Source organism: Azospirillum sp. B21, from assembly GCF_008364825.1.
GTDB lineage: Bacteria > Pseudomonadota > Alphaproteobacteria > Azospirillales > Azospirillaceae > Azospirillum.
Window position 1 is genome coordinate 95,788 of the sequence record NZ_VTTO01000021.1, and the last position, 10,234, is coordinate 106,021.

Here is a 10,234-nt window from a genome sequence, read left to right on the forward strand (position 1 = left end):
ATCTAAGACGGGGCGGAACCGTGGCGAAGGACAGCAGCAGGCTTGCGCAGGCGGTGGCACACCATCAGGCCGGGCGCCTTGCCGAGGCGGAGCGCGGCTACCGCGCGGTGCTGTCCGCCGACCCGCAGCATGCCGACGCGCTGCACCTGCTGGGCGTGCTGTCCCTGCAATCCGGCCGGGCGGATGAGGCGGTTACCCTGATCGGCAAGGCGCTGGAGCGCTCCAAAGGCGTTGCCGACTATTGGGACAATCTGGGCAGCGCGCTGTGCGCATCAGGGCGCGCTGCCGACGCGATCCAGGCCCACCGCACCGCGGCGACGCTCAATCCCGGCGGGGCGCAGCGGCGGCACAATCTCGGCAACGCCCTGGCTGCCCTCGGCCGCCATGATGAGGCGGAACGGGCGTACACGCTCGCGCTCGCGCTGAAGCCGGACTATGCCAAGGCTTGGTACAATCTCGGCAACGGCCGCGCCGCCGCCCGCCGCCATGCCGACGCCGCCATCGCGCTGGATCGGGCGGTCAGGCTTTCGCCCGGCATGGCGGAGGCGCACAACAATCTGGGCGATGCGCTGGCCATGATCGGCCGGCTGGACGAAGCGGTCGCGCAGCACCGGCTGGTGACGCAGCTCAGACCCGACGACGCCACCGCGCATTACAACCTGGGCGCCGTCCTGCAGCAGAAGGGCGCCTATGAGAGTGCCGAGATCGCTTATCGGCAGGCGCTGAAGCGCAATCCGCGCCACAGCGCCGCGCTGAACAATCTGGGCAGCGTTTTGAAGCGGCTGGGCCGCCCGGATCAGGCCGAGCTGTGCCATCGGCAGGCGCTGGACCTCCATCCAGACTTTGTCGAGGCGCGCTACAATCTGGGCAATGCCCTGCAGGCGCAGGGGCGCTACGCGGAGGCGGCGGCCTGTTTCGAGGACGCGCTGGCGCAGCAGCCCGACCTTGCCACCGCCACCTACGGCCTGTCCCTGCTGGCTCTTCACCATGGCGATCTGCCACGCGGCTGGACGGGCTACGAGCGGCGTTTCGCCGCCGGGGAGGCGACGCCGGACCGCCGGATCGCGGCGCCCCGCTGGAAAGGCGAGGTGTTGCGCGGCAAGCGCCTGACGATCTGGCGGGAGCAGGGGGTGGGGCACGAGATTCTGTTCGCTTCCTGCTATCCCGACGTCATCGCCTGGGCGGGCGGACCGGTCACCATCGAATGCGATCCGCGTCTGGTGCCGCTTTTCCGCCGTTCCTTCCCCAAGGCCACCGTCCGGGCCGAAAGCTGCACCGGTGACGCTTTCGGCGCCGGTCCGCGGGAGACCATCGATCCGGCGGATTGCGACCTCCAGGCCCCGGCCGGCGACCTGCCGCACCGGCTGCGCGACAGCCTGTCCGCCTTCGAGCCGCAAGACCGCTGGCTGGTCCCCGACCCGGCGCTGGTGGAGCGCTGGCGCGCACGGCTGGCGGAGCTGGGACCGGGGCTGCGGGTCGGTATCGGCTGGCGCAGTCAGGTGATGACGACCGACCGCAAGGTCTCCTACGTGATGCTGGAGCATTGGGGACCGCTGTTCGCCGTTCCCGGCGTGGTGTTCGTCAACCTGCAATATGGCGACTGCGAAGCCGAGCTTGCGGCGGCCGAGGAGCGGTTCGGCGTGCGCATCCACCGCTGGGACGACCTGAACCTGCGGGACGACTTCGACGGTGCGGCGGCGCTGACGGCGAATTTGGATCTGGTGATCTCGCCGGCCATGTCGGCGGGGGAACTGGCTGGGGCGCTGGGGGTGCCGGTCTGGCGCTTTGGCCACCGCGATTGGACGCAGCTCGGCACCGGCGTCCGCCCCTGGTTCCCGGCCATGCGCCTGTTCCAGCCCAACCCCGGCGAGGGGCTGGAGATGACGATGCACGCCATCGCCAAGGCACTCCGCGCTGCTTTGCCGGAAGGCGCCTTGCCGCAGCCCGCTCAGTCGCTCCCCCCAACCGCACCGCATGCCGCCCAGCCCCCGCCGGCCGACTTCGACACCCTGCTGAACCACGCTGTCGCCCTGCACCGCGCCGGCCATGCGGCGGAGGCGGAGGCCGCCTATCGTGCCGCCCTCGCCGCCGATCCCGGGCACGCCAACCCCGGCCATGCCGATGCGCTCCATCTGCTGGGGCTTCTTCTGCACCAATCGGGGCACAGCTCCGACGCATTGCGCCTCATCGCCGAGGCGTTGCGCCTCGATCCCGTCTTCCCCCATGCCTGGAACCATCTGGGCCTGATCCACGAAGCCGAAAAGCGGCATGCCGAATCCTCCCGCGCCTTCGCCCGCGCGCTTGCGCTGCACCCCGCCTTCCCCGAAGCGCTGACCCATCTGGGGCTTGTCCATCAGACCGAAGGCCATCGGACAGGCGGACGGGTGGCGGAGGCCATGCGGCTGCACCGCCGCTCCATCGCGCTCCAGCCGGAGAATCCACCCGCCTTCGCCAATCTCGGCCATGCCTGCGAGTTGGAGGGACGGAGCGACGAGGCGACCGCCCATTACCGGCGCGCGCTGACCCTCCAGCCGGACTCCGCCGATGCGCACAACAACCTTGCCACCCTGGCGATGTACGCCGGGCGACAGCAGGAGACGAGGCACCATCTGCAACACGCCTTGCGGATCGACCCTGGCTTCGCGCTCGCCGCCTGGAATCTGGGGCTGGTCGACCTGACCGACGGCAACCTCGCCCGCGGCTGGGAAGGCTATGCCCGCCGCTTCTCCGCCCGGCAATTGCAGCGCGCCCGCAGGATCGACCGTCCAGTGTGGAGTGGGGAGAGCTTGCACGGACGCCGGCTGCTGGTCTGGTCGGAACAGGGGGTGGGCGACGAGATCCTGTTCGCCTCTTGCTTCGACGCGCTGCAGGGACTGGACGGGCCGGTGACGGTCGAATGCGACAGGCGGCTGGTCGGCCTGTTCGCCCGCTCCTTCCCCGGAGTCTCGGTGCGGGCCATAACTGCCGACGCGGCCGGACGGGAGACGGTGGATCCACCCGATTGCGACCTGCAGATGCCGGCCGGCAGCCTGCCCGCCCTGATCCGCGACCGGCTGGACCGCTTCCCGCCCCGCACCGCTTATCTGCGCCCCGATCCGGAACTCGTCGCCCTGTGGCGGGACCGGGTCGCCGCCCTGCCCGGCCTGAGGGTGGGACTGGCCTGGCGCAGCCAGATCGTCACGGCACAGCGCGCCGCCGCTTATACGGGCCTGGCCGATTGGCTGCCTCTGCTCGACCTGTCCAATGTCAGCGTCGTCACGCTGCAATATGGCGACTGCGCTGCCGAACTGGCACGGGTGGAAACGGCGACGCGCCGGCTGCATCGCTGGGACGACCTGAACCTGAAGGACGATTTCGAAGGGGTTTCCGCCCTCATCGCCAATCTGGACCTGGTGATCGCGCCGGCGACCGCGGTGGGCGAACTGGCCGGTGCGCTGGGCGTTCCGGTCTGGCGGCTGGGCACCCGCGACTGGACGCAGCTGGGCTCCGACGTGCGGCCCTGGTACCCGTCGATGCGACTGATCCAGCCCGCTCCGGGCGAAGGGCTGGCCGCCGCAGCCGTGCAGGCGGTGCGCACGCTGACTGCGCTGGCGCCGGCCTGATGCCCGCCATCGGCACGCTGCTGGCGCGCGCCTTCGACCACCACCAGACCGGCGGCTTCGAGCAGGCCGAATCGCTTTACCGCCATGTTCTGGAGAGCGATCCGGCCAGCACGGAAGCGCTGCACCGCTACGGACTTCTGATTGCCCAACTCGGCCGGCTGGAAGACTCCGATGCGCTGCTCGCCCGCACCCTGGTGCTGGAGCCCGCCGATGCGGAGGCTGCGGTCAACCATGCCAAGATCCTGCGCGCGCTGCGGCGCCCCGACAGGGCGGCTCGTCGTTTCCGCCATGCCCTGGTCCTCTCCCCCGCCCTGCTTGCCGCACAGGAGGGGCTCGGCCATGCGGAGCGGGATCGCGGGGACGCCCCGGCGGCGGCAGGCGCCTATGCCCGGGCAGCACTGCTCGGCGCCGGGGCGGCGCTGCTGCATCAATGGGGAATCTCTCTCGACGGTCTCGGCCGCCCTCAGGACGCGGTGACGGCGCTGCGCCGGTCGGCCCTCCTCGACCCGACCGTTCCATCGGTCGCCGCGCGACTGGCTGCGATCCTGTACCGGCTGGGCTGCAATGACGAGGCCGCATGGTGGTATCGCCGCATGCTGGTCCTTCAGCCCGGCCATGCGGATGCCCGGCGCGCACTGGACGTCATCGCCGGCCGTGTCGTCGGCCACGGCGTTGGACCAACGCGGGCATAACCCTTCGGGTCAAAGGGTGTGATGGCCTCCGGTTGGTGTTGCGCAAAGTGATTTCAAGATCCCACCCCTGCGACCCACTGTCATACACCCGAACGGTTGAGGCACTTTTTCGCATGGTTTGGCCGCATAAAACGCAAGATTAGGGTTGTTCTGCGGTTCGGATGGGTGAACACTCATGTCACCGCCCCGTCACATTGCGGCGGGACACGGACTGATCCTATGGAGAGCGACTCATGCACACTGAAGCTCGCCTTTCGTCTCTGCAAGAAAAGCACATGCGCCTTGATCGCGCGATCCTCGACGAGGAAAAGCGGTCCTGGCCGGATGACAGCGCGGTAAAGCGCCTCAAGCTCGAAAAGCTGCACGTCAAGGAAGAGATCGATCGCCTGACGCGCTCCGGCACGATAAATTAATCCCCCCAATCACAGCATCGCCCCTGAACGGGGTTACGAAAGCCGGGTTGAGGCGATTGCCCTCACCCGGCTTTTTAAATGGCGACTTTTCAACGGCGGCTTTTACGGGGCTCCGTTCAGCCAGCCGGGTTTTTGAGGCGCGACAGCTCCGACGCCACCGCAGGCAGCAGATCGGCAACCTGCTGCCCCGGACGGGTCCGGAACAGCCGCATCGACGGGAACCAGGGCCGCACGGCCGTTCCCAATGCCGTCCAGTCTCCCGCCCGCGCCAGCCGCCAGACCGGGACGCCCAGCGCCGCCGCCAGTTCGCCTGTCGAGGTGGCAGGCGCGATCACCAAATCCAGCGCCGACATCAGCGCGGCGGTACCGTCCAAATCGTTGCGCAGGTCTAGGTCGGGGAGCAGCCGCGGCGCTTGGCCGAAGGCCTTGGCCGCCACCGCCAGTTCCACCCCGCAGTCGCCATATTGCAGGGTGATCGCCACGAGGCCGGGCAGGGTCAGCACCGGCCCCCAATCCTCGATCCGCGTGTAATCGGGCATGCGGTCCGGATCCAGCTGACCGCTGCGCCAGGCGATGCCGACCCGCAAGCCGTCGTCCAGCGCGGCCAGCCGCCGCCGCCATTCCCGCACCGCCGCCGGATCCGCCCGCAGAACCGGTCCGACTTCGGCGAAATCGGCCAGCGTGCCCCCGAGGTGGCGCGACAACGAGCCGATCGCAGCATGGCAATCGACATCCGCGGCGGGTTCGTTCGACGATGCCGGACGGGGACGGACCGTCGTCTGCGGAAAGGACCGGGCGAACAGCGGGACGAAGCGCGGATCGCATTCCACCACCACATGCCCGGCACGGGCGATCAACTCCGGCAGGCGCTGCGCGAACATCAACTCGTCGCCGATGCCCTGCTCGCGCCAGACCAGGATCCGCTTGCCCGCCAAATCCTCTCCGCCCCAGGCCGGCACGCCGGGGCGGCGGGCCGCCGTCACGAGATCGCGCGTGTCGAAGCGGCGGTCGTAGCCGCCCCACCCCTGCGCCAGCCGCCCCGCGGCCAGATGCAGCACCCCGCCGTTGAAGGCGGCGGAAGCGTGGCCGGGCTCCACCGCCAGGGCGCGGGCGCAGGAGAGGCCGGCCGCCGCATCCTCCCCCAGTTCACGCAGAAGCCTGCCGCGGTTCGCCAGCCCGTCGGCCAAAGCCGGCTGCAGCGTCAGCGCCAGACGCCCGGCGCGGTCCGCCGCACCCCCACGCCCGAGGCGCCGCAGAGCCACCGACAGGTTGATCCAGCCGGCCACCAATTGCGGCGCCCGGCGCAACGCCTGGACATGCGCCTGCTCCGCTTCGCCCCAGCGGCCGAGCCGGGCCAGCATAGCGCCAAGATTGTCATACGCCTCCGCCAGTTCAGGGTCGGCGGCGACCGCCCAACCCTGCACCCGCAGAGCGTCCCTGCTCCGCCCCTGCCCGTCCAGGGCGTTGCCGAGATTGGTCAACGCCACAGCATCGGCCGGCTGGAGGGCGAGTGCCGCCCGGAAGCTCGACGACGCCTCCGCGGCCCGGCCGAGCGCCAGACGGACATTGCCGAGGCTGATATGCGCCGTCGCATATCCGGGAACGGCGGCCACTGCGGCGGCGATGCGCGGCTCGGCCCTTTCCGATGCACCCAACTGGTGGTCGAGCAGGCCGGACAGGTGCAAGGCCACCGGGTCCCGTGGTCGGCGGGCGAGCACACGCCCATAGAGGGCGGCGGCCCCGGCCGCGTCACCGCCGCGGTGGGCGGCGACCGCCTGCTCCAACAGATGGTCGGTGTCGCCATCGAGAACCGGGGCAGTGTCGGCGGCTTCGCCGTCTCCTGCCTCCACGCCGGCCGACGGCCCGCCCCCGTCCGGACCAACCTTGTCCTGTGGCGAAGCGCAATCGCGCAGAGCCTTGGCGATCCGCCCGAGCGCCGCCTCCAGCCCTTCGCCGGGGTTGGGCTGGAACAGGCGCATGGCCGGGAACCAGGGACGGACGCCGGTGCCGAGCTGCGTCCAATCGCGGTGGCCAAAGCGCCAGACCGGCACCCCCAGCGCCCCAGCCAGTTCCCCCGCCGACATGGCCGGCGAGATCACCAGATCCAAATTCGCCGTCAGCGCCGCCGCACCGTCGAAGTCGTCCCGCAGGTTCAGGTCGTCCCAGCGGTGGATGCGCACGCCGAACCGCTCCTCGGCCGCCGCAAGCTCGGCTTCGCAGTCGCCATATTGCAGGTTGACGAACACCACGCCGGGAACGGCGAACAGCGGTCCCCAATGCTCCAGCATCACGTAGGAGACCTTGCGGTCGGTCGTCATCACCTGACTGCGCCAGCCGATACCGACCCGCAGCCCCGGTCCCAGCGCCGCCAGCCGCGCGCGCCAGCGTTCCGCCAGCGCCGGGTCGGGGACCAGCCAGTGGCCTTGCGGTCCGAAGGCGGACAGGCTGTTGCGCAGCAGTCCCGGCAGGTCGCCAGCCGCCACATGGGCATCGACGTCCGGCGGCTCGATCAGTTCCCGGCCAGCCGCGTCGACCGACTGCTCCCGCACCGTCGCCGTTGGAAAGGAACGCGCGAAAAGCGGCACCAGACGGCGATCGCACTCGATCACCACATGGCCGGCACGCGCGATGAGCGACGGAAAGCAGGAAGCGAACAGGATTTCGTCACCCACCCCCTGCTCCCGCCAGACCAGCAGGCGCCGGCCGGCCGGCGCCTCGCCGCGCCAGGGCGGAACGGCGATCCGCCGGCTCACATACCCTTTCGCCCGGAAGCGCCAGCGGTAGTCATCCCAGCCGCCGGCAAGATCCCCACCGGCGAGCCGCAGCAGGCCGCGGTTCAGATGCGCGCTGCCCAGTGCCGGATTGATCGAGAGGGCCAGCGACATCCAGGGTTCGGCGGCATCCGCATCCTGGCGGTACTGCCAGATCAGCATGCCGAGATTGCCGGCGGCATCCGCACTGCGGGCGTCGATCGCCAACGCCCGTCGGTGGGCCGACTCCGCCTCTTCGATACGGCCGCGCATCTGCAGTGCCAGACCATAACCGGTCAGCGTCTCCGGTCGCCTGGGGTTGATCGCCAGCGCACGCCGGTACAGCCGCTCTGCCTCGACCAGATCATCGCGGTCCAACCGCCGGCCGGCCATATTGGCATAGGCCTCTGCATTCCTCGGTTCGGCCGCCACCGCACGGCGATAGAGGTCCTCGGCCGCGTCGGCCTGCCGCATGGCGCCGTGGACGCCGGCAAGATTGATCAAGGCCTTCCCATAATCGGGACGCAGCCGAAGGGCGCGGCGGTACCATCGCGCCGACGGCTCCGGATCGGCGTCGGGGTCGTACCGGTTCTCCAGCGCGGTGCCGTGGTTGTTGACCACCATCGCGTCGTCCGGGCTGAGCGCCATCGCCCGGCGCAGGACCGGCGCCGCCGCATCGGGATCCCCCAGGTCGAGCAGCGCCACGCCCAGGTTGTTGCAGGCGCCCTGCATCGTCGGCTCGCGCCCCAGTGCATGGCGGAGCCGGGCGACGGCCTCCGGCAGGCGGCCCAAGCCCTGCAACGCGGTGCCGAGCGTGAAATGCAGCAGCGCGTTGCCGCCATGGGCCTCCGCCGCAGGCGCCAGAACATCGCGGGCTTCCCCATAGCGCCCCTGGGCATTCAGCATCACGCCCAGTTCGACCGACAGTTCCTCGTCCGCCGGCGCATCGACAAGCGCGCGCCGCAGGCAATCCTCGGCGTCCGGATGGCCCAGCCCGCGCAGGCAGATCGCCAGATGACGCCATGCATCGGGATAGGATGAGTTGGCCTGCACCACTGCGTAGAATGCATTGGCCGCCGGCGCGATCCGGCCCAGTTCCCGTTGCAGGATGCCGTAACTGAAGCGGGCCGTGATGTTGTCCGGCCCGTGGGTCAGGGCGCGGACATAGTCCTCGGCAGCCTCCTCCCGGCGGCCGAGCCGCCGGAGAACCGATCCGCGATTGTTGTAGGCTTCGACATAATGGTCGTCCTGCCCGATCGCCTGCGCATAGGCGTCCAGCGAATCGCTCAACCGGTCCATATCCGCCAGGATATTGCCGAGACTGTTCCAGGCCACCGGGAAATTGGGCTGCGCCGTCAGCGCAGCCCGCAAGCGCTTCAACGCCGCGGCAGGCAGCCCGGCCTGGTGGATGATCAAAGCCGACAGGTGCAACGCATCGGCGTTCGCCGGATCGCCGACCAGGATCCGGCGATAGAAGGCCAGCGCCTCGGCAAGCCGGCCGGCCCGATGAAGCGGCAATGCGGCGTCGAGAAGTTCGGCGGTGGTCACGGCATCCGATCGTTCGCCGGTGCATCGTCGTCGTCGCTCGCCCCGCCGTCAGCGGTTCCGCCGTCGCCGGACTTGAACATCTTGCGGCAGAGTTTCAGCGCCCGGTAGTAGTTGCGGGCTTCTACGAGGCGTTCGATCTCGTCCAGCGTCTTGGCGGCATCGGGCCGTGCCTGGCGCGTTTCGTCAAGGATCGATGCGAAGCGCTGGAGGTTTAGCGTCGCATCTTCCGGAAAGATGTAGACGAGCTGGATGACAAAATAGAGCTTCTTCTCGATGCAGTCGATCTGCTCTTCCTTCAGGACTTCGCGCCCTCTCAGGAAATTCGCGGTGTTGTAGAGAAAGAATGAGCCCGGACGGTCGCCGGCACCGATGACGGCGCCGTTGATGATGACCTTCTCATTGGGACGAAGAACGAACTTGAGCGGCATGAGTGCGGAACCCGGGGCTTGCGGACCCTTGCCGTCCGGCCTTTGCCGACCCGGTCGGGCCCAAAAAAGAAACGGGCGGCGGCCTGATGCCGCCGCCCGCCGGGCGTGATCCTACCCGAACTCCCTACCCGAACTCTACGCCTTAGAACAGACGCAGGATCGACTGCTGCGACTGGTTGGCCAGCGAGAGGGCGATGGTGCCGAGCTGCTGACGGGTCTGCAGCATCAGCAGGCCGGCGCCTTCCTCGTTCTGGTCGGCCAGCGTCAGCTTGCTGGCGCCTTCCGACAGCACGTCGCTGAACTCCTTGGTGAAGTTCTCGCGGGTCGTGATGATGTTCAGGTTGGTCGACAGCGACTGCGACGCGGAACGGATCGTCGACTTGGCGTTGTCCAGGCCGGCAACCGCCTTGTCGATGTCCGCGCGGTCGGTCCAGTCGTTCTGCGCCTCGTCGAGCTTCAGTCCCTGGCCGCCTGTGGTCAGGTTCACGGCGTTCACGGTGATCGAGTTGGTGTTCGTCTCGTTCAGCTGGACCGTGATGTCGTTCGACGAGTTGGCATCCGAGATCTGCTTGGTGACGATGTTGGCCGAGCAGTTGGCCGTCGCCGCCTGCTGGATCGTCGCAGCATCGACGTTCACGCGAACGGTGCCGCTGTCGAAGGCGAACGCCTGGTCGCCGCCGGCCAGCTTGCCGTCGCCCTGCTCGTTCATGCCGTCGCGGGTGATCTGGGCGCCGTTGGAGTTGGTCACCTGGATCTGCAGGTCGACCTTCTTCTCGATGGTCGAGATGCCGTTGCCCTGGT

The 10,234-nt window shown here is 69.2% G+C and carries 6 protein-coding genes; 3 read left to right on the forward strand and 3 right to left on the reverse strand.

The features are described from left to right. The first annotated feature begins 20 nt into the window (after window positions 1–20). From FZ983_RS29605 to FZ983_RS29615, 3 genes are all read left to right on the forward strand, one after another. Complete coding sequence (locus FZ983_RS29605) at window positions 21–3,602, forward strand: tetratricopeptide repeat protein (RefSeq protein WP_149228147.1); 3,582 nt, start codon at window positions 21–23, stop codon at window positions 3,600–3,602. After that, on the forward strand, window positions 3,602–4,294 hold the full coding sequence (locus FZ983_RS29610; protein ID WP_149228148.1) for a tetratricopeptide repeat protein: 693 nt from the start codon (window positions 3,602–3,604) through the stop codon (window positions 4,292–4,294). Before FZ983_RS29605 ends, FZ983_RS29610 begins: the two co-directional genes overlap by 1 nt. A 233-nt stretch (window positions 4,295–4,527) precedes the next feature. Next, window positions 4,528–4,707: a YdcH family protein gene (locus tag FZ983_RS29615; protein ID WP_044551486.1), complete on the forward strand. Its 180-nt coding sequence runs from the start codon at window positions 4,528–4,530 to the stop codon at window positions 4,705–4,707. 116 nt (window positions 4,708–4,823) lie between these two features. On the opposite strand, the gene FZ983_RS29620 is transcribed toward FZ983_RS29615, so the two are convergent. From FZ983_RS29620 to FZ983_RS29630, 3 genes are all read right to left on the reverse strand, one after another. Then, complete coding sequence (locus FZ983_RS29620) at window positions 4,824–9,005, reverse strand: tetratricopeptide repeat protein (protein WP_149228149.1); 4,182 nt, start codon at window positions 9,003–9,005, stop codon at window positions 4,824–4,826. Further along, the gene (locus FZ983_RS29625) at window positions 9,002–9,433 is read right to left on the reverse strand and encodes a flagellar biosynthesis repressor FlbT (protein ID WP_149228150.1); all 432 of its coding nucleotides are present in this window, start codon (window positions 9,431–9,433) and stop codon (window positions 9,002–9,004) included. Before FZ983_RS29625 ends, FZ983_RS29620 begins: the two co-directional genes overlap by 4 nt. Before the next feature lie 142 nt (window positions 9,434–9,575). Beyond that, on the reverse strand, window positions 9,576–10,234 hold a 659-nt coding region (locus FZ983_RS29630), incomplete at its 5' end, for a flagellin (RefSeq protein ID WP_282187070.1).

What these genes read in the sequence shown, in the direction of transcription:
- FZ983_RS29610 (WP_149228148.1), top strand. Translation starts at nt 3,602, where the DNA reads ATGCCCGCCATCGGCACGCTGCTGGCGCGCGCCTTCGACCACCACCAG.
- FZ983_RS29615 (WP_044551486.1), top strand. Translation starts at nt 4,528, where the DNA reads ATGCACACTGAAGCTCGCCTTTCGTCTCTGCAAGAAAAGCACATGCGC.
- FZ983_RS29625 (WP_149228150.1), bottom strand. Translation starts at nt 9,433, where the DNA reads ATGCCGCTCAAGTTCGTTCTTCGTCCCAATGAGAAGGTCATCATCAAC.